General features: G+C 49.0%; 18 protein-coding genes. 11 read left to right on the top strand and 7 right to left on the bottom strand.

Annotation, left to right across the window (positions count from 1 at the left end):
- From FHS17_RS25980 to FHS17_RS26000, 5 genes are all read left to right on the top strand, one after another.
- Positions 1–1,296: an amidohydrolase family protein gene (locus FHS17_RS25980; RefSeq protein ID WP_243865547.1), complete on the top strand. Its 1,296-nt coding sequence runs from the start codon at positions 1–3 to the stop codon at positions 1,294–1,296.
- 125 nt (positions 1,297–1,421) lie between these two features.
- A complete protein-coding gene (locus tag FHS17_RS25985; RefSeq protein ID WP_167281535.1) occupies positions 1,422–2,717 on the top strand; it encodes an MFS transporter in 1,296 nt (431 codons plus the stop codon).
- 38 nt (positions 2,718–2,755) lie between these two features.
- Entirely contained in the window at positions 2,756–4,717 is a 1,962-nt protein-coding gene (locus FHS17_RS25990; RefSeq protein ID WP_167281538.1) for a GTP-binding protein, read from the top strand.
- 219 nt (positions 4,718–4,936) lie between these two features.
- Entirely contained in the window at positions 4,937–5,458 is a 522-nt protein-coding gene (locus FHS17_RS25995; protein WP_167281540.1) for a TetR/AcrR family transcriptional regulator, read from the top strand.
- Positions 5,459–5,570: 112 nt separating this feature from the next.
- Complete coding sequence (locus tag FHS17_RS26000) at positions 5,571–6,521, top strand: SDR family NAD(P)-dependent oxidoreductase (RefSeq protein WP_208420574.1); 951 nt, start codon at positions 5,571–5,573, stop codon at positions 6,519–6,521.
- Positions 6,522–6,559: 38 nt separating this feature from the next.
- On the opposite strand, the gene FHS17_RS26005 is transcribed toward FHS17_RS26000, so the two are convergent.
- Both FHS17_RS26005 and FHS17_RS26010 read right to left on the bottom strand, forming a co-directional pair.
- The gene (locus FHS17_RS26005) at positions 6,560–7,198 is read right to left on the bottom strand and encodes a DUF2306 domain-containing protein (RefSeq protein WP_167281543.1); all 639 of its coding nucleotides are present in this window, start codon (positions 7,196–7,198) and stop codon (positions 6,560–6,562) included.
- A gap of 145 nt (positions 7,199–7,343) precedes the next feature.
- Complete coding sequence (locus FHS17_RS26010; RefSeq protein WP_167281545.1) at positions 7,344–7,988, bottom strand: peroxiredoxin-like family protein; 645 nt, start codon at positions 7,986–7,988, stop codon at positions 7,344–7,346.
- A 130-nt stretch (positions 7,989–8,118) separates the two neighbouring features.
- On the opposite strand from FHS17_RS26010, the gene FHS17_RS26015 reads away from it, so the two are divergent.
- A complete protein-coding gene (locus FHS17_RS26015) occupies positions 8,119–8,718 on the top strand; it encodes a TetR family transcriptional regulator C-terminal domain-containing protein (protein ID WP_167281547.1) in 600 nt (199 codons plus the stop codon).
- A gap of 61 nt (positions 8,719–8,779) precedes the next feature.
- Here the strand turns inward: FHS17_RS26015 and FHS17_RS26020 are convergent, their stop codons facing one another.
- A complete protein-coding gene (locus FHS17_RS26020; protein ID WP_167281549.1) occupies positions 8,780–9,970 on the bottom strand; it encodes an MFS transporter in 1,191 nt (396 codons plus the stop codon).
- Positions 9,971–10,068: 98 nt separating this feature from the next.
- On the opposite strand from FHS17_RS26020, the gene FHS17_RS26025 reads away from it, so the two are divergent.
- The 5 genes from FHS17_RS26025 to FHS17_RS26045 all read left to right on the top strand — a co-directional run bounded on the left by FHS17_RS26025 (position 10,069) and on the right by FHS17_RS26045 (position 14,872).
- Positions 10,069–11,013: a helix-turn-helix transcriptional regulator gene (locus FHS17_RS26025; RefSeq protein ID WP_167281551.1), complete on the top strand. Its 945-nt coding sequence runs from the start codon at positions 10,069–10,071 to the stop codon at positions 11,011–11,013.
- Between the two features lie 373 nt (positions 11,014–11,386).
- A complete protein-coding gene (locus FHS17_RS26030) occupies positions 11,387–12,892 on the top strand; it encodes a lytic polysaccharide monooxygenase (protein ID WP_167281553.1) in 1,506 nt (501 codons plus the stop codon).
- 155 nt (positions 12,893–13,047) lie between these two features.
- On the top strand, positions 13,048–13,848 hold the full coding sequence (locus tag FHS17_RS26035; protein WP_167281555.1) for a lipase family protein: 801 nt from the start codon (positions 13,048–13,050) through the stop codon (positions 13,846–13,848).
- A 104-nt stretch (positions 13,849–13,952) separates the two neighbouring features.
- Positions 13,953–14,273 carry a MazG nucleotide pyrophosphohydrolase domain-containing protein gene (locus FHS17_RS26040; protein WP_167281558.1) on the top strand — a complete coding sequence of 107 codons (321 nt, stop codon included), beginning with the start codon at positions 13,953–13,955 and terminating at the stop codon, positions 14,271–14,273.
- Between the two features lie 17 nt (positions 14,274–14,290).
- Positions 14,291–14,872, top strand: a complete 582-nt coding sequence (locus tag FHS17_RS26045; protein ID WP_167281560.1) for an LOG family protein — start codon at positions 14,291–14,293, stop codon at positions 14,870–14,872.
- Between the two features lie 122 nt (positions 14,873–14,994).
- Here FHS17_RS26045 and FHS17_RS26050 read toward each other — a convergent pair whose 3' ends face one another.
- The 4 genes from FHS17_RS26050 to FHS17_RS26065 all read right to left on the bottom strand — a co-directional run bounded on the left by FHS17_RS26050 (position 14,995) and on the right by FHS17_RS26065 (position 20,190).
- Complete coding sequence (locus FHS17_RS26050) at positions 14,995–16,008, bottom strand: bifunctional glycosyltransferase family 2/GtrA family protein (RefSeq protein WP_167281562.1); 1,014 nt, start codon at positions 16,006–16,008, stop codon at positions 14,995–14,997.
- A gap of 18 nt (positions 16,009–16,026) precedes the next feature.
- Entirely contained in the window at positions 16,027–17,013 is a 987-nt protein-coding gene (locus FHS17_RS26055) for a phosphodiester glycosidase family protein (protein ID WP_341805920.1), read from the bottom strand.
- A gap of 1,207 nt (positions 17,014–18,220) precedes the next feature.
- On the bottom strand, positions 18,221–19,513 hold the full coding sequence (locus tag FHS17_RS26060) for a sensor histidine kinase (RefSeq protein WP_167281564.1): 1,293 nt from the start codon (positions 19,511–19,513) through the stop codon (positions 18,221–18,223).
- The gene (locus FHS17_RS26065) at positions 19,513–20,190 is read right to left on the bottom strand and encodes a response regulator transcription factor (protein WP_167281566.1); all 678 of its coding nucleotides are present in this window, start codon (positions 20,188–20,190) and stop codon (positions 19,513–19,515) included. Before FHS17_RS26065 ends, FHS17_RS26060 begins: the two co-directional genes overlap by 1 nt.
- Positions 20,191–20,321 lie beyond the last annotated feature (131 nt).

Raw genomic sequence — 20,321 nt, forward strand, 5'->3', positions numbered from 1 at the left:
ATGACGATACCATTTGATTTAATTCTTTCTCAGGTAAGGCTGCCTGGCAGCAACGGAGTGACAACAGACATTGGGATTACCGGTGGTATAATTGCTGCAATCGGCAGCTTGGCTGGATCCGCCTCCAAGGAAATCGTTCATACCCAAGGGAAATTGCTGATCCCTCCATTCGTTGAATCCCATGTTCATCTAGATACGACCTTAACGGCGGGTGATCCCCTATGGAATGAAAGCGGCACGTTATCGGAAGGGATATCGATCTGGACTTCCCGTAAAAAACAGCTTACGCGTGAGGACGTCCTCACACGAGCGGAGCGTACGTTAAAGCTGTTTCTCGGCTATGGTGTTCTACACCTGCGCGCAATGGTCGATATCGGCGATCCTCAGCTTACAGCGCTGCGGGCTGTGTTGGAATTGAAGGAGCGTTATCGGGAGCTCATGAATATCCAAGTCATCGCTTTTCCGCAGGACGGCATTGTTGCTTGCCCGGATAATGAAGCCCGGATGGAAGAGGCGCTTCGGCTTGGAGCAGATGGTGTCTCTGCAGTTCCTCATCTGGAGCGGACCCGTGAGGATGGCGTGTTAAGCCTTCGTAAAGCATTTGGCATGGCAGAGCGTTACGGTGCGTTTGTTCACGTCTTCTGCGACGAGACAGATGATGAAGCTTCTCGTTTCCTTGAGGTATGCGCCTCACTTGCCTTATCGACCGGTCTTGGTGCGAAGGTAACTTGCGCTCATGCGAATGCTGCCGCTTATTATAATGAGCCGTACTTTCAGAAGCTGCTAGGTCTAGTGCATCAATCCGGTATTTCAATTGTGGCCTGCCCGCTTATCAATAGCGTCATGCAGGGGCGGTACGATACGAATCCGAAGGGGCGGGGCATTACCCGTATTCAAGATTTCCACCGGGCGGGCGTTAACGTTGCGCTGGCACATGACGATATCCGCACTCCATTTTATCCGCTTGGAACAGGAAATCCGCTGGATGCTGCTCATATGGCAGCTCACTTGGCTCATATGTCCGGCCGACAGGATCTGCACGATCTCGTTGGCATGATCACAACAGGCGGAGCCAAAGCTATGAATATAGGGAAAACATACGGCTTCGACAATGGCTTGCTTCGAATTGGTGACCCTGCGTCATTCCTGCTGTTTGATGCGGCTGATACAGGCGAATTAATCCGAACGCGCCAAGCACCACGCTGCGTATATCGGAAAGGCTTGCAGGTCGCAGAGACAAAGCCTGCTGTCACGAGTCTTCTGAGTACAGCGGAAGGAAGAATTACGATTCCTTAAATAACAAAAAGAGTGCCTGCGGGCACTCTTTTTGTGTTTCATGTAAGATGAGGGCGGCCAGCATATATAAAGGACACGCCGCATAAGACGTAAGTAGTCGATTTTTCGAGGGGTGTTGCAAGCCGATGAGCAGGAAATTTATCAATTCTCCAACTGCCTATGCGCTGGGCATGTTTGCGATGATGGTGCCAAGTCAGGCTTTTGCGTCCTTCTTTAATTACTACTACGTGGAAAAGCTGGGCCTCAGCCTTGGGTTAGCCACGATTGCACGTACGATCTATCTGATCTGGGATGCGGTCAACAATCCGATGGCCGGTTATTTGTCCGACAGGACCCGTACGCGTTATGGCCGGCGGCGGCCGTGGATTTTTTTCTCCACGCCAGCTTTTATGCTCGTATTCATCATGGTCTTCTCCGTTCCGAAGGGGCTTGGCAATACGGAGCTATTCGTCTGGCTGCTTACTTCCTTGGTTCTGTTCGAAGGAATCGCAACGCTGTTGTGGGTAAACTATGGGGCGTTGTTTCCAGAATTGTTCGAGGGAGATCGGCTGCGGGCGAAAGCATCCGCGGTCCAGCAGGGATTCCAGATCGTAGCGATCTTAATTGGAACAGCTCTGACTCCAATTCTGTACGAGGCGATTGGCTTCGGATGGATGTCAGTTATATACTCGCTTATCTTCGGTATATTCATGACCTGGTTTGCCCTCTCCGTGCGGGAGAAGGACAGCACCCATCGGGAGGCGCCAATGCCGCTTCTTGCATCGTTTCGTGAAACACTCAAGAATAAGCCTTTCTGGATATTTAATATCGCAGGCTCTTTTGCACAGACGGTGAATGGTCTACTCGCAGCCTTACTTCCCTTCTATGCTAAATATGCGCTCAACATCTCGGAGGGAGAGGTATCCATCCTGATGGGAGCTGTCTTCGTTTCCATTATTCCGCTGGTAGCGGTATGGTATTTGATCTCCCGGAAGCTTGGTGGTCTTCACAGCTGGCGGCTTGCGCTCGCCGTATATGCGGTGTCCGTTATTCCGCTTTGGTTCGCAGGTAATCTTGGCAGCGGCATTGCTGCTGGTATTGTTGTTGGCTTTGGCATGGCGGGCTTTCTGGTCACTCCGGCTATGCTTAGTGCTCGTATTATTGATCTTGACGCGGAGAGGACCGGGCAAAGAAGAGAAGGCATTTACACTGCGGTTGCTGGTTTCATTACGCGGTCGAGTGGACTTATTGCAGCGCTGGCTTTCTGGATTGTTGGTCTTATTTACGGCTATCAGAGTGGTGATGAGCCTGGACCTCATCCGGAGACAACCTTCCGCGTACTGATCTGTATGGTGCCATTTATTTTATTAATCGTGTCATTTGTTATCTCCTTGTTTATGAGGAATTTAGAAGCACGTGGCCAATCGGACCAGGCGGTATGATATGATAATGGCAAATTCAACAGACCAAGGGGAAACGCATGAAGCATGTAACGATTGGAATGTTTGCGCATGTCGATGCGGGCAAGACGACGCTGGCAGAACAACTGCTGTATCATACGAACAGTATTCGGGAGCGGGGAAGAGTCGATCATAAGGACGCTTACCTCGACAGCCATGATATCGAACGGGCTAGAGGGATTACGGTATTTGCTGATCAGGCCATTATGACGTATAAGGGGGCTGCTTATTATTTAATTGATACACCGGGGCATGTCGATTTCTCACCAGAGATGGAACGGGCTGTTCAGGTAATGGACTATGCGGTTCTCGTAGTGAGCGCTGTAGAAGGGGTTCAGGGACATACGGAAACAGTGTGGCAGCTGCTTCAAAAGAATCGCATACCAACCTTTATATTCATAAACAAAACCGACCGGACCGGGGCAGACGTAGACCGTGTGCTTGAGGAAATTAGAATGCATTTGACGACTGATGTTTGTATGCTTACGGGCAGCTTCGCCGGCGGCCAAGTAGGGGAAGCTCTGATGGAAAGTCTGGCGGAGCGGGATGAACAATTGCTGGACACTTTTCTAGCGGGTACAGGAGATCAGGCCTTTTGGCTGCAGGCGCTTCAGGAAATGATCCGGAGTGGTCAGCTGTATCCTTGCGCCAGTGGCTCGGCTTTGCAGGATGTTGGCGTCATTGAGCTGTTAGAACAGCTGCATCTGCTTACAATTGTTGATTATAACGAGCAGGCTCCATTCGGAGGACGTGTCTATAAAATCCGCCATGACAGCAATGGTACACGTTTAACCTATATTAAGGCCTTGAGCGGTACGCTAAAAGTTCGCGATGAACTCAGCTATAGCAGTGGGAATGATGAGGACCAGCTACTCGAAAAAGCAACCCGGTTCCTGCTTGTTAACGGAAGCAAATCGCAGGCCGTAGACCTGGTCACAGCAGGTGATCTGTTTGCTGTGGTTGGACTTTCCGGTGCCGAGGCGGGGCAAGGCGTTGGCCTTTATTCGGACAAGCTGGCTTATGAACTTGTACCGGCACTTACGTCGAAGGTTATTTTTCTTGAATCGCTTCATGTGAAGGATGTGCTGAAAGCTTTCCGTATTCTGAATGCGGAGGACCCGTCTTTGAATGTTCTCTGGGAGGAGAGCCTGCAGGAGATCCATATTCATGTGATGGGCCTCATTCAGCTTGAGGTGCTGCAGCAATTGGTGAAGGAGCGGTTCCAGCTTGAGGTTACCTTTGGCAGCCCAGAAATTCTGTACAAAGAAACGATTGCTAGCACAGTGAGAGGTTATGGCCACTTTGAGCCTTTGAGACATTATGCCGAAGTCCATCTGCTGCTAGAGCCGGGAGAGCGGGGCAGTGGGATTACCTATCATAATGCCTGCCATCCGAATGATCTCACCATCGGCAATCAGAATCTGGTTGAGACGCATCTGTTTGAACGCGAGCATCATGGCTTGCTTACCGGCATGCCGCTTACGGATATAAAAGTGACACTGCTGACGGGCGCTGCCCACAATGAGCATACACATGGCGGCGACTTTCGGGAGGCGACATTCCGGGCGTTGAGGCAAGGCCTTGAGAAGGCGGAAAATATGGTGCTTGAGCCATTTTACGAGTATAAAATTAAGGTTGAGCTTGATCATCTGGGTAAAGTATTATCGGATCTTCAGCGCGCATCCGGACAGTTTGATCCGCCGCATACGACCGCCACTCATGCGGTAGTTACAGGCAAGGTGCCTGTCGCTACCTTTATGGATTACAACACGGAGCTTGCTGCCTATACTCATGGCAGAGGAAGCATTCAGCTTGTTTTCGCCGGTTATGACCGCTGTCACAATGAGCAAGAAGTCATTGAGCGCAAGGGCTATCGAAAGGATGCAGATCCGCTGTACAGCTCATCTTCGATTTTTTGTGCGAAGGGCAGCGGCTATACGGTACCTTGGGATGAAGCGGAAGCGAAGATGCATCTGCTGTAATGTTGGTTTCTCTGATTACCTGATTTCCTAACGAACCGCGGACACGCTATTCTGTGAAAGCTGATACTGCGGTTCGTTAGAAACCAAAAAGGTGATAAACAGCAGATCTTCGTTATCTAGTTAAAGTGCTCGGGTTGTCGCAATGTGTGTGCAATTGGTATACTAACGATAAATAAGTGATTCATCACTAAATTACAGGTGACAGAGGAGCGATGGACGATGGCGAGAAACGATACAGCATCGGTTAACCGACGGACGGAGATTATTTCGGCAGCAATTGAGGTATTCGCGGAAACTGGTTATTACCGCACAACAACGGCCCAGGTCGCACAGCGAGCAGGCATTTCGCAGCCTTATGTATTTAAGTTCTTTGCAACAAAGGAAGCGTTAATGCTAGCGGCACTTGAGGTTTCGTGGGAGAGAATCACGGAAGCATTTAGTCAAGTCGTCGCAACAGCATCACCGGATCAATTGGAGAAGGAACTAATTGAGACGTATGAGGAAATTCTAGCGGCACACCGCCAGGAGACACTGCTCCAGATGCAGGCACAGACGATGCAGGAGGAGCCAATTCGTGCTGCAATGCAGACGGGCTTAAAAGAAGTCCGCCGTATTGTACTAGAAGCTTTCCAGAACAATAAGCTATCGAATCCAGAGGATAGGACGCTGCTGTTCCTTGCCCGCGGCATGCTTTGCAATATTTCGATGGCACTCGATATACCGGAGCTGATGAACAAATAATAGGGGCTGTAAAGCCTTGAAATTTAGTGATTGATTAATCACTAAATAGATGCTATATTGAATTCAACAAAGGTTAGTGATTGATCAATCACATAGAAGAGGAGTGATAGTTATGAAAAAGGCAATTGTTATAGGGGCGACAGGCGGCACAGGTGCTGCTATTACGGAGGAATTAGTAACGAGGGGGATTCAGGTCGTTGCGTTCGGGCGGTCTCGAGCAAAGCTGGAACAGTTCGCTAATAGGTTAGGCAATCCTGCGCATCTGTCGCTTGCCATAGGGGATGCGTTCAATGCGGATGATGTGGAGAAGGCATCCATAGGGGCCGATGTGATGTTTCATTGTGCCAATGTTCCGTACCATGAGATGGCTGAACGTCTGCTTCCGCTCGGCGAGGCGGTTATGGAGGCAGCTAACCGGCTTGGTCTGAAGGTCATTGTTGTAGATGGTATCTATCCATATGGAAGAAGGCAAATGGAGAGGGTAACCGAGGAGCATCCCAAGCAGCCTCATACTAGAAAAGGGCGTACTCGTCTGAAGTTTGCAGAGATGGTATTTGATAAACGATGGAACCAAGCTCGTCCCCTCATTGTCCGGCTGCCCGATTACTATGGACCAACGGCAAATGAAGCCTCATATCTCGGCTCAACACTGGAAGCCATCGCTGCTGGTAAAATAGCCTTTTTTATTGGCAACATGCAAGTTCCGCGCGAATATGTTTATCTGCCGGATGCCGCACATATGATCGTCGAAATTTCGCTGCGTGATCAGTCTTACAAACAAGAGTGGAACATACCTGGCGGAGGGGTAATCACAGGTCAAGAGATTGTCCGTATTGCAAAGGGAGTCAGCGGCTCCAGTAAATCCGTTCTGCCTCTTGGGAATGTCGGCTTGTCACTGCTTGGCTTGTTTGTCCCTGTTATGAAGGAAGTCGTGGAGATGCTTTATTTGACGAACGAACCTCTTCGCCTCAGTACTAAAAAATATGAACGATTTATTGGTCCCATCACAGCAACAAGCTTCGAGCAAGGGATTAAGGAAACAATCAGGCATCTTAAGGGATGATACCGTGGCATTTTACCCCAGTTGGTGGTGGAGTCTCGTTATAATGAAAGTTGCTCGCGGCGAGGCTTCAGTAAATACCACTCCACGATTATAAAGTTGAGGATAAGCGCTGCCCAAATATTGTTGTCCAGCACCTCCTCAATCATGCCCATACGGCCGTCAGGGAGGGAAAACCTGTGCAGCAGCAGGTAAGTCAGAATTAGCAGCGGCACAACTGCTCTTGCACTCACTGCCGTTAAGGTCATGGCAAAGCTGCGGATCATCCACTTTTTATGAGCTTCAAAATCCTTGTTCATTGCTGCCTGGAATCCTTTCACTGTTGTAAACAGCCATAACAGATCCAGGAAAAGAAAAGACAAGGCTCTTCCGTAGTCCGGTTCGTAGCCTATAAGGATGAGGGTAAAGCCTCCGCTAAGTAAGATAGAGCTTACGTACACCTTGCCTAGCAGGACATGCAGGGAAGGCTTGTTCTTTCGTAATGTTTTGTGGAATTGGAGAAATCCTGTAGTCATGGCGAGTAAAGCCAAAATGATATGGATGACTAGGGCGGGATATTGCAGTGCCCGTGAGGAAATGACTATGCGGCTGCTTGCCGGGTTCAGACTGAGGTATGGAATGACAAAAGGCAACATAATGGCAACGGATAGAAGAAACAGAATCCACCAGCTTTTTTTCATTGGACAGCACTCCTTTGAGATGTGTGTCCACAGTATAGCTGGTGGATGTTTACGGACTCTAAAGAGTTTCTAAAAAAACGATAAAAACACTGTATGAATATAAATGGTGTTCAAAGCCCCGGAGGATGTCCGGGCTTTTGCATATTCATAAGTTCTTTAACTGCTCCAGAATGACTTGCGGTTCCAGCCGCTGCATAAAATCGGGATTCACATAAGTGAAGCGGATAATACCGGACCTATCAATAATAAAGGTAGAGGGAATGGGGAGAATCCAGCGGTTAGCGGCATTATAGTCTAAGAGATCGAGCTTTAACGTATGGAGCATAACCTCCTGCAAGGAAGTAGGAAGTTCAAACAATATGTCGTAGAGAGAAGCGACTTTGCCATTTGGATCGCTAAAGACATGGAAGTTGAGATCCTCCTTCTCCTGCTGGGAAAGCGTATTTTCCGGGTTTTGCGGGCTGAGTGCGATAAGTCTGCCGCCGAGGGCTTCAATCTCTGGCAGAATGCTCTGGTAAGCACGAAGCTGGAGATTGCAGTAAGGACACCAGCCGCCGCGGTAAAAGGTAAGCACAACCGGACCCTTCGCCAGCTGTTCAACCAAATTGACAGCTACCCCGGTTGTGCTCGGCAGTGTAAAGTCTGGCGCCTGATGTCCCTCCCGCAGACCATACACCTTGCCGGATTGCTGCTGCTCATGGATCAGGCCGAATATTTCAGCTTGAGCGTGCTCGGGCACCCTGGACTTAAATTGCTGCTTAGCCTCGCCTAGAATCTCATTTAATAACATAAAGATTTCCCTCCTCACAGAAGATACCGATCGGTATCTTTACCATAACATGGAATAATATGTTATCGCAAGCACATTTTCGCTGGTATAATGAAGGCACTATTGGACGTGAGGAACAGGGGGATTAGGCGTGCAAAAAGGAGAAAATACCCGCAAGCATATCATTGCAAAATCTGCTGAGCTGTTTAATCAGCGGGGTTATGCGGGGTCATCCCTGTCGGACATTACTAAGCTGACGGGTATTAAGAAGGGCGGTATATACCGCTATTTTGCGAGTAAAGACGAAATTGCCGTTGAGGCATTCCATTATGCTGGAGGTATTGTGAATCAGTCCATAAGTGAAGCAATGGAACAGGAGACAACGGCGATGGGGCGGCTGCTGTCTTTTTTACGGGTGTATGCAAACGTCGTTGAAGCTCCGCCTTTTGCTGGGGGCTGCCCGTTACTTAATCTTGCGACAGAATCGGATGACAGCCACCCTCTCTTAAGGGACAAGGCCCATCAAGGAATGGAACGGACGCTTGGTGCTATGAAACAGATCATCTCTGAGGGTATGGAGTCCGGCGAGTTCAAAGCAGGTCTAGATGTGGATGCGTTAGCCACTTTCACCCTGTCGGTGATGGAAGGTGGTATTATGCTCAGCAAGCTGGAGGGTGATAACCGTCATATTCAGATGAATATCGAAAGTTTAACCACGTATTTGCAAGGCATGTGCATGCGGACAAGTTAATTATTTTACATAACTAATACTAATAAGAGCGCTAGCCTAAAAGGCAGCGCTCTTTATTATTTCAGGAGGCTGATTTTGTCTGCTGCCCGGTCTGCATTTCCTTACTCCCGAGCAGGCCGCCTATCCGAAATGAGCCAAGTGATAGAGCAATACATATCGCAGAGAAGATCCCTATAGCTTCATATCCGCCAAACTGTACATAAAGGATGCCGGCCAGCCAAGCACCTAGTGTATTTGCTCCATTCATGGTGGAATTGGCGAGGCTGGAGATCGTCCCCCTAATCGAAGCGTTAAGGGCAGTGAGCAATCCCATCACAAGAGGGAAGATCACGCCGAGAATGGTGAAAATGATGAAGTAGATAGCAGTAGTCATCGGGATGCCTGCAGCATGAGGACCAACTGCATAGAGGGCAACGATCAGCAGCATTCCCGCTGTAACCGCAGTGGTAATACCCAGCTTGCGGACAATGGCAGAGCTGATAATGCTTCCAAGCAGCGTGCCAAAGCCGAGACACATCATAACGTTACCGATTCCGCCAACTGACAGTTCGAAGCGGTCGGCCATCCATTTTCCGATGAAAGCAACAGCGGTGCCGCTGCCGAGATGGAGCAGCAGGTAAGCGAAAAATCCGCCTCTTGCTTTGCCATTAGTTATTAAAGGGGTATAGCGGCTAAGAATGGAGGTGGACTGCCCGTTCTGTCTGCTGGGCTTCATGTTAGGGAGCAAATAGAAGGCCACGGCTGCGAGCAGTAGCGAAGCAGTGCCGATTGTCCAGAAAGGTACGGGCCAATCTGATGCAGCAAGCCAACTGCCGATCGGTACACCAAGCGCTTGCGCGGCAGCAAGTCCGCCGAAGGCAATCCCCATTGTTTTTGCGATACGTGCTGCTGGCATGACGGCAGGGATAGATGCCCATACCTGGGGAGCGGTGAAGGCAGCGCTGACACCAGCAAGGAAGCGGAATAGAAGCATGGTTTCAAAGCTGTCTGCAAAGCCGCAGAGGGCAGTTGAGATGGAAAAGGCAACTAAACCGCTAATCATGACTGTTCTGCGGTTCCAACCATCTGACAAAGGTCCGGCGATAAGTGCGAACAGGGCAGATCCTAAGGTATAGGCACCAATCATCCAGCCCGCAATGCTGGTGGAAACGTCATATTGCGCCTGAAGGGTCGGAAGCAGCGGCGAGATCAGGAACGTATCGGTTCCGATCATGAACATAATAAGGAAGAATAGCACGGAATATTTGAGCATGGTCAGTCACTCCTTTGGTTTGGTCTTGCATGTTGCCTTTATCGTAACGGATAATAGTGACACATTCTGTCATTGATATTGAAATTGGAGGGATATGGATGCCCAAATCCAAACGGTTAATGGAGCTCATGATGACCGTCAATCGTAAACGCCGTTTCAAAGTGCAGGAGCTGGCAGATGAGTTTGGTGTCTCCAAGCGGACCATTCTAAGGGATTTACAAGAGCTGAGTGAGCTTGGTGTTCCTCTCTACTCGGAAGTAGGACCACATGGGGGTTATCAGGTATTGAGGGAGAGAGTGCTGCCTCCGATTGCATTTACGGAAGAAGAGGCTGTAGCGATGTTCTTCGCGGTGCATGCTTTGCGGCATTACTCATCCTTACCATTCGAAACGGAGACCACTTCAGCGCTGAATAAGTTCTATCTACATATGCCTGGTGATGTACGAGACCGCATCGACAGCATGAAGTATAGGGTTGATTTCATTACACCAACAAGACGGGGAGATGCTCCCTGCCTGTCCGTGCTGCTCGATGCGGCGGTACACCAGAAGTTGTTAGATATCGAGTATGAGACGAAGGACAGCGAAGCAGGATGCCGTAAAATCCAGCCTGTGTGCATTTACGCCAATAACGGGCTCTGGTACTGCACGGCATATTGCTTCCTGCGCGAAGGCTTCCGTGTATTTCGGTGCGATCGAATCCGCTCAGCCTCAGAGGATACTTCGGGTACGGCCAAGAAGGATCTCGGGGATATCCGTCTTAGCCGCCAGGCGACAGTGGCGCCAAGCGATCCGATCCGTCTGCACTTGGAGCTAAGCAGGGTAGGTGTTCAGCGATGCGAAGCGGAGCTATGGCTGGCCCCTATGCTGCAGATCCTGGAGGATGGCAGCGGCCTGATTGACGTGGACGTATCCCGCGGAGATATTCCTTTTTATACAGAATTTTTAATTGGGCTTGGAGAAGAAGTGGTGCTCAAGGGGCCAGATGAACTACGGAAAGCGGTGCGGATCAGCTTGGCGGGGCTAATGGACCGTTATCGCTGATCGCAAATAGGAAGAAAAAAGAACCCCTTTTGCCAGAAGGCAAGGGGGCTTTTTGGCATGGTCTATGAAGCGGTCTGGACAAAAGATGGGCTTTATGACGCATATAGGACGGACTCAACAGATGAAGTCGGACTATATTACAGTTGTGTTTTATATTACAAATATATCCAATTACTATTGGTTTTTTACTGAAATAGAGCTTAGTATGCGACTACTGTCGCACTTTCATAGATAATAGCCTGCTGGAATTGGCTTTTTACTATAAGTATGCAGAGAAAAATCACACAGGTCTTTGGATTCTAGGAGCACGTTTTTTAATTGGTTATGATTGGAAACGACAAACATTTCATTTCGAAAAACGAGGAGAATCGACATGACGATAACGAAACAATCGGTTTGGGGCAAGCTGGCTATTCTGTTCAGCTTTGTTTTGCTTGGCTTGCTCTGCACACTTGCTGTTGCAGACAAAGCATCTGCCCATGGCTACATTTCTTCACCGGCAAGCCGGTCGCTGCTTTGTAACCAAGGAACGAACAAAAATTGCGGAGCAATTCAATATGAGCCGCAAAGTGTGGAAGGCGTAGGCGGCTTCCCTGCAGCAGGACCAGCCGACGGCAGTATTGCCGGAGTGGGTAAATATACGGAGCTGGACGCTCAATCTTCCGATCGCTGGAAGAAGGTCGATATGAAGGGTGGCAGCAATACATTCACCTGGACGCTCACAGCCAATCATATTACAGAGAAATGGGACTACTATATTACGAAAATCGGTTGGGATCCAAATAAGCCGCTGACCCGCGACCAGCTTGAATCGAAACCGTTCTGTACAGTAGACGGCGGTATGAAGAAGCCGGAGATGATGGTAACACATACGTGTAATGTGCCAACAGACCGGACGGGCTATTACATTATCCTCAGCGTATGGGAGATTGGGGATACGGTTAATGCCTTCTATCAGGCGGTTGACGTGAACCTTACTCAAGGCGGCGGCACAACAACACCAGACCCTGAACCAACCGTATTGCCGAACTTCCCGGCAAGTGTATGGTGCTCCGGTCATACGGAAAGCAGCATCACGATGGAATGGTCAGCATCGACCGCTTCTGCTGGCATCAAGAATTATGAAGTAAGCCGCGACGGTAAAGTCGTTGGTACAGCAACAGGAACGAATTATATCGACAATGGCTTGCCTGCTGATTCGACTTACTCGTACACCGTAGTAGCAGTAGACAATAAGGGTAACCGTTCAACTGCAAGTGTGCCGGTATCGGCAAGTACACTGCCTGCTGTTGTAACACCTGCTCCTGATACACAGGTGCCAACAAGACCGACGAGTCTTAAGGCGGGTAATGTGACCGAAACGACAGCTGCCTTCACTTGGACAGCTTCAACAGATAATATTGGTGTAACGAAATACGAGATTTATCGTGATGGTAGACTGCTCGGTACGACAGCTTCCACTTCTTATTCCGATAGCGGCTTGAAGGCATCAACGGCTTATGCGTACACCGTTATCGCCTTAGATGCGGCGAACAATCGCTCGACGGCGAGCACTGCATTGACGCTTACAACCAAAGCAGCAGTTGTAACCCCTCCAACAGCAACTGGCACATGGGACAGCATGAAAATCTATTTGGCTGGCGACATCGTGACGTATAACGGTATCGAATACAAAGCTGGCTGGTGGACACAAGGAGATCAGCCGGACAACTCCGATGTATGGAAGCCGGTATCTACGACAGCTGTACAAGCTTGGAACAGCACGAAGGCGTACAATGGCGGCGATCAAGTCACCTATGCAGGACATACGTATAAGGCAAAATGGTGGACCAAAGGTGAGATCCCGACAAATGGCGGGGTATGGGTACTGGTTGCCTAACAACCTAACAAGAAGGGGCTGTCCGTAGAGGGCGCTCCTTTTTTTTGTCCATCGAATTGGAGTCGTCAGACAGTCGCCGCTGGAGGTTTTTTTCTATATTTATCGAATTAAAGGTAAGAATAACCATTTTGGTTGTATAGGGGGAGCTAGTTCGAATGAGTAATACGATTAGTATGGAAAAGCTGATTGATTGGGGGAAGTTCGTAAAGGTTGCCTATGAGATGTATGCACAGAATCATCTGTCGCCAGTGGTGCCAACGGATTTTCCAACAGGGTGGGAACTGGTCGCGAATTTGACGATGATACCCCGCCTTGAGAAGCTTAAGGAGAGGGAATTTGCCGGTTACATTGCGAGATCCACAGACAATCCATTGCATCAGGCAGTGGTCATTCGTGGAACGGAGAGCGCGCTTGACTGGCTGGCGGATTTCGAGTTTGTGCTGGAGACATTTCATGAGGTTCCAAACGGCGGCAAGACTGAGCGTGGATTTACGAACTTGTACCGCAGCATGATGGTGGAATATGCGGATGCAAGTCTGCCATCCCAATCGCTGATGGATTCAATCGATACACTGCCGCAAGGCACAGAGCTTCTTGTAACCGGCCATAGTCTGGGCAGCTCTCTGGCGACTTTGCATGCTTTTCTGGCAGGGAGCAAGAATATCGATGTTGAATTGGTGACATTCGCCTCCCCTCGAGTAGGAGATAAGCTATTTGTTGAAGCGTTCCAGCGGATGAATATTCCGAACACTCGTGTATACAATAAACCGGACATCGTGCCCCAAGTTCCAGTTGAGATCGCAGGTTACCACCATCTTGAGCCTGGACTTGAGATCAACTCGACTTTATTCCCAATCAAGCACTCGATCCCATGCTATCATGCGCTTAGCACCTACTTGTACGTTCTTGGAGATACAGACGCTAATATTTCGAAGTGTCAGGCGACTCCTTCATAAGGCGAAGAGGCATCCGGCAGGGTGCCTCTTTCTTTTTGCCGGTTGAGCAGAGTACAGGGCAAACTTTATAATAAAGGGACAACAACAATAGAGGAGACAGCATCATGAAGGAAACCGAAATGCAGCAGTGGATTCAAGATTTCTACAAGCAGCGCGGCTGGTCTAACTACGGACCATTCGAACGGATTGCTTTCCTGACGGAGGAAGTTGGAGAGACGGCAAGAGCGGTGCGGGCGATTGAGATTGGAAGGGATCGTCCAGATGAAGCCGTACAGTCTGCTGACAAGCTGAAGCAGGAATTGACGGAGGAGCTAGGCGATATTCTAGGCAATGTGTTTATCCTGGCTAGTATGTATGATGTCACGATTGGTGAGATTTTAGAGGCACATAAGGATAAGTTGAGCAAGCGATACATTAAGGAATAGCAGGGAGCGGACTCACGATGAATAAAATTTGTGTATTTGCTGGTTCCAATGTTGGAAACAGTCCGGAATATGAGGTGGCAGCGATTCAGCTTGGGGAGCTGATGGCTGCAAATGGGATCGAATTAGTGTATGGCGGATCCAAAATCGGCTTGATGGGCCGAGTCGCCGATGCGGTGCTGGCTAATGGCGGACGAGTAACAGGCGTTATGCCGCGTGGACTGTTCAACGGTGAGATGGCGCATACCGGTCTGACGGCGTTTCATGAAGTTGGCAATATGCATGAGCGGAAGGCGCTTATGTCGGATTTGTCAGATGGTTACATCGCTTTGCCTGGTGGACTTGGAACATTCGAAGAGCTGTTCGAGGTTGCAAGCTGGGCACAGCTTGGTATACATAAGAAGCCTGTTGGCATTCTGAATGTGAAGGGCTTCTATCAGCCGATTGCAGATATGCTGAATCAGGCCGTTGCGGCAGGATTTATGCGGGACACGAATCTTGGACTGATGCTTTTCGAAGAGAGTCCAGCCGTACTATTAGATAAAATGGCCGCTTACTCCCCGCCGGAGCAGGCGAATAAATGGGCAGAGCTGCCCAAATAAACAAAGGCTGATATCCGCTTGGATATCGGCCTTTTATATGATCGTGTAAACCTTCGTATACTTCCCAACCAGGTCCGCAAGCTCGCTCCAATGCTCGGAGTTCTCCCAGTGGATTTTTCACGCTAGTAAACAAACTTTCGCTGCACCATATAGCTGAAGGCGAACAGGAACATTTCGGTCATCAGTTTGGCTACGAATAATGGGATGCCGATGCTCTCATGGAAGAGATATAAAAGGGCATAGTTTGATATCATAATTACGATAACAAGGGAGAAATAACGGGGGAGCGACTTCTTAATTGCAATCCCTTGTCCTTCCGTAAACACAAAACGGCGGTTCATCGAGAAGTTGAAGATCGAGCTGACGAGTCTTGCTCCCATCACTGATACGAGCAGGTTTGAGGTCAGCCACTGCAGCAGGAACAGCAGGACAAAATCTAGAACGGCAGAGAAGCCCGATGAGGTCATGAACTTCAGGAACGGAAAATAGATTCTGGCCGAATCCGTAAGCGGCCGAAAGTGGGAGGATTTGTTGTCCTCCAGATAGACCGTTTCGATCGGCACCTCTACAAAATCATAGCCTGCCTTAGGCGCTTCCAACAGCATATTCATTTCATATTCGAACCGGTCACCCGGCACCTCGCACAGCCAGTCCAGCATATCGGAGGAATACCCCCGAAGGCCGGTCTGCGTATCTTGAATAGGTTTGCCGGTTGCGAGGGCATAGACCATTCGGGTTGCCGAATTGCCGAAGCGGCTTCGCAGCGGTACCTTACCTGTGAATTGTCTGCTTCCTAATACAATATGATTGCGGTTCTTGCGAACAGCATCCGATATTCGAAAGATATCCTCCGGTAGATGCTGCCCGTCACTGTCGGCACAAACAACATCGTCTGCATCACCATGCTGCCTTACATAATCGAAGCCTGTCTTAAGCGCACTGCCCTTACCTCGATTGCTGGCATGCGTGAGTACCGTACAACCGGCTTGTTCTGCGGATTTGAAGATCCCGCGATAATCCTCGCCGCTGCCGTCATCTACGATCAGGATAGGGGCGTCGCCTGCCTCTTCTTTTAGATTATGAATAAGGGCTAACAGCCTTTCATCCGGCTCGTAGGAGGGGATAAGTATAGTCATATAATCTGCCTCCATGTTTTAGGATTGAGGGATATAGATAATATCGCTGACACCACGTTCTTGCCCCTTGCCAAGCGGACTATTAACAACGCGGCCCATAAAATACATCGTAGACGAGCCGCCGCCATCCAGATTGTAAGCTTCAGTTGCTCCAAGTTCCTTGAACAAATCAGCGAATTCCGTCAGTGTCATCCCACGGCTGTAGCCCGAGCTCCGTCCGTCTACGATGACGAACAGGTAGTGGTTGGCTGAGATCATTCCGATGCCTGTCCGTGGATTAGATGCTTGGATTGATCGGTTGCCGAAGTTTTTGTCGATCTCAACATGGCTGAAATCACCGGCGATCTCGCCGTTTGTAACGAGAGCTGGCCCGAAGGAGAAGGCATTAGTTACCCCTTGAGCGAGCAGATCATCCGTAGAGGTCTCCTCTTCGTCGTAAGGCTTCATCGTGCCATCGTTAAACATGGCGAGACCAATTCTTGTTGGCTCATCCCGATACACCGTACCATTACGGATGACGACGCCATCCTCGCGGAAGCCGTAGTAATCACCGTTAATGGCAAAGATCGCATTGTGATTAGCCGCGATTGTCGACGTGTTCTGAATAATATTGGTGCCAAAAGAGTCTTTGGCGAAAGCGGTAAGCAGGTTAGTTGTGCTGTTAAAGGTGACATCGGCGACATAGTAGGTGATCAGATCCGATCCAGAGCCGGTCTCCACCTTTTTGATGCTGATCGTCTGGTTGTCATCCTTGTAGTTCCAGTCATCGTATTCGGCATCCGCGGATGGGGTGGTGGTTGATGTTCCGCTGCTTGAACTTGAATTTGAGCTTGAATTTGAGCTCGAGCTTTGCGTAATAGATGGATTTGGTGTCACCTTCACCTCCACATGCTCGATCAAATATCGATCAGCCAGCTTATAGAGAATGGCTGAAATGATAAGCAGGATGACAACTATAATGGTGATGATTTTGGTTTTTTTGCTGGTGCGGATAATAATAATCACTCCTTTAATAGGCACTAGCCTTGTGTTATGGAGTAATCTTAGATCGACAACCTTTAGCCAATCTTAAATGGGAGAGGGTGGGGCACAAAGGCGGAGAGGAGGTTTTTTTGGCTCCTCCTTTTTGAGGGCGAATGGGGAAGTGGATGGTGTTTGAGGGGCTGGGGTATCCCCTTCGGTCGCTGTTGCCTGCCAGGGAATTTGGATTGGAATCCGCATAGTGGATATTCCCTGCCAGGCAAAGGCGAACGCTGCGCTCCTCAAGGGATACCCCAGCTCCCTTTAAACGATCAACTTCCCCGTGTATGACAAATAGGAAGGAGGATCCAAACGGATCCTCCTTCCTATTTGTGTGGGTGGGAACAGGGAGGAACTAACTAACTAGCTTCAGGGTTCTAGCGAACCCCGGTACGCCGCAATATCACAATCACAATCGATAGTATAAGACAACCCGGTTCCCCGCCTACGTTGGATTTCGTACAGCATAATGGTGCACTAGGGTGAGTAGCTGAAGCTACATTGGATATCATCCAGCGTAATGAGTTTATTTGGTCGAACGAAGCTCATTCTGCCTAAAGTTACTGTATAGAATCCAACGTAGCTAGCAGCAGTCTGCAATCGAGCTGATTTAGGTTGGATGAAATCCAATGTGGACGTGTCATGGTAGCTTAACTATTTACTAGAAGCAGCCCCGCCCACCTGCGTTGGATTTCGTACAGCATAATGGTGCGCTAGGGCGAGTAGCTGAAGCTACATTGGATATCATCCAGCGTAATGAGTTCATTTGTTCGAACGAAGCTCATTCTGGCGAAAGTTACTGTATGGAAACCAACGTAGCTAGCAGCAGTCTGCAATCGAGCTGATTTAGGTTGGAGGAAATCCAACGTATGGACGCGTCAAGGTAGCTTAACTAGTTTCTAGAAACAGCCCCACCCGCCTACGTTGGATTTCGTACAGCATAATGGTGCACTAGGGCGAGTAGCTGAAGCTACATTGGATATCATCCAGCGTAATGAGCTCATTTGGTCGAACGGGGCTCATTCCGGCGAAAGTTACTGTATAGAATCCAACGTAGCTAGCAGCAGTCTGCAATCGAGTTGACTTAGGGTGGAGGAAATCCAACGTGGACGCCTCATGGCGATTTAACCGCATCCAGACGCAAAAAACGGTCATGCAGGTTTATCACCCACATGACCGCTTAACTATTTACTTAACTGCGTTCAGCTGACAGCTGGACGTAGAATGAGGTTACTTCATTTGGCACGCTTTTGACGTGGATTTTGCCTTTATGCTGCTCCACGATTGCTTTAGCAATAGCGAGGCCGAGGCCGTATCCGCCGTTTTTACGGGAGCGAGAAGCGTCGGCGCGGTAGAAGCGGTCGAATATTTTGCCCAGATGCTCGGCTGGTATGCCTTCTCCGGAGTTGGTGACTGTCAGCATAATATCATGACCCTGCTTCTTCAGCGTTAGATCAATTGTACCTTTCGTATTCGTGTACTTGATGGCGTTATCGAGCAGAATCAGCGCCACCTGCTTCATTTGTTCCACGTTGCCGTTAATGGATAAGTCGGATGAGATATCATAGCTGAGTACAATATCCTTCTCGAAAATCACCGCTTCAAGCGTAAGAATGACGCTTTCCACCGCTTCACTTAAGTTGAATGGCGCGAAGATGACATTGTCCCGTGCATCATCCATTTGAGTCAAGTACAGCAGGTCGCTCGTCAGCGTCTTCATTCGCTCTGTCTCCGATTTGATATGATGCAGCCACTTCTCCTGATTGCGGATAAGATCATCGTTATTGGATAAAAGGACATCCGCATTGGTATTAATGACGGCGAGCGGAGTGCGCAGCTCATGAGAAGCGTCGGCGATAAACCGCTGCTGCTTATCGAAAGCTTCTTTGACTGGAGAGATAGAGCGGTTCGCAAAATACCGGCTCGTGAAGTAGATCACAATGAGCATAATAAATCCTACCACAAGGAAAGTGTATAAGAGCGTCATCAAGAATTGATGCTGATTCGTGACGTCAAGGAATACAACAGAATATCCATTAGGGGTCACCTGCTTGTCAAAAGCCCAGCGGTTACCATCCAGGTTGAACTCACCTTGATCGGAATGATCTGTAGAAGCGGCTTTGATCGCAAGTGCGTAGAAGTCGCTGTCCATATCGAAGCGGGAATCCGTCTTTGTAATATTCCAATCACTATCCGCTTCAAGTGCGAAGGATACGGATCGCTCGGGCGGCGGACCGCCTTTCATACTGCCTTCGGGTGACATCATATCCCCGTGGCCGCCGCCATGACTGCCGCCGCCGTACTTACCGCCATCAGGACCGTCCTGTTTGCGATAAAACTCCGATACTTGCATGAGATCATCATTCATGGTCTTACGGTTGTTCTGATAAGTAATCGTATAAATCGTAATAAAGGCCAGAATCATAATAAAGCTGATGATGACCATATTCACAATCAAAAATCGGTTGCGCAGCCGATTAAACATTAGGTGGTCGCCTCCAGTACATAACCAACGCCTCGAATAGTATTAATCTTCACCGAGGATTGCAGGAACACGAGCTTTTTGCGTAAGAAAGAGATGTAGACTTCCACGTTATTATGCTCCACATCCGAATCATAGCCCCACAGCTTCTCAATAATCTGCTCTTTGGACGTCACCGCCGTTTTCCGCAGAATGAGCAGCTCCATCAGCTCGCTCTCCTTTAGAATGACTTTCAGCTCTTTCCCCTTGCACATCAGCTTCAGATTAGCTGTATTCAGTTCAATATCGCCGAACTTAAGTCCATCCTCGGGTACAACCTCGCCTCTTCTTCTTAAGGCCGCTCTTATGCGGGCAAGCAGCTCGCCGGTCGAGAAAGGTTTGGAGATATAATCATCAGCTCCATAATCGAGCCCGGTAATTTTATCATTAACTTCTCCCTTGGCTGTCAGCAGAATAACGGGTGTTGCGATTCCTTCATCCCGAATCTTCTTCAGCACCGTAATCCCGTCCATCTCCGGAAGCATGATATCAAGCAGCAGGAGATCATAGATGCTGCATAAGGCATTATCGAGTCCCGATTGGCCGTCATGAACGACGTCTACGGAGTAATTATTCTTTTTCAAAATTTGAGATAAGGCATCTGCCAGATTCACTTCGTCTTCTACTATTAGTATTCGCATGGAGCATTCCTCTTTTCGTTATTGCTACCCTCGCAAACTTATTATAGGAAGAGAACCTTTAATCAATCTTAACTCGGACAAACGAACCTGAAATAACTTTACAAAACATTTAAGATTCATTAAAGGTTCCC

This window comes from Paenibacillus lupini, from assembly GCF_011761355.1.
GTDB lineage: Bacteria > Bacillota > Bacilli > Paenibacillales > Paenibacillaceae > Pristimantibacillus > Pristimantibacillus lupini.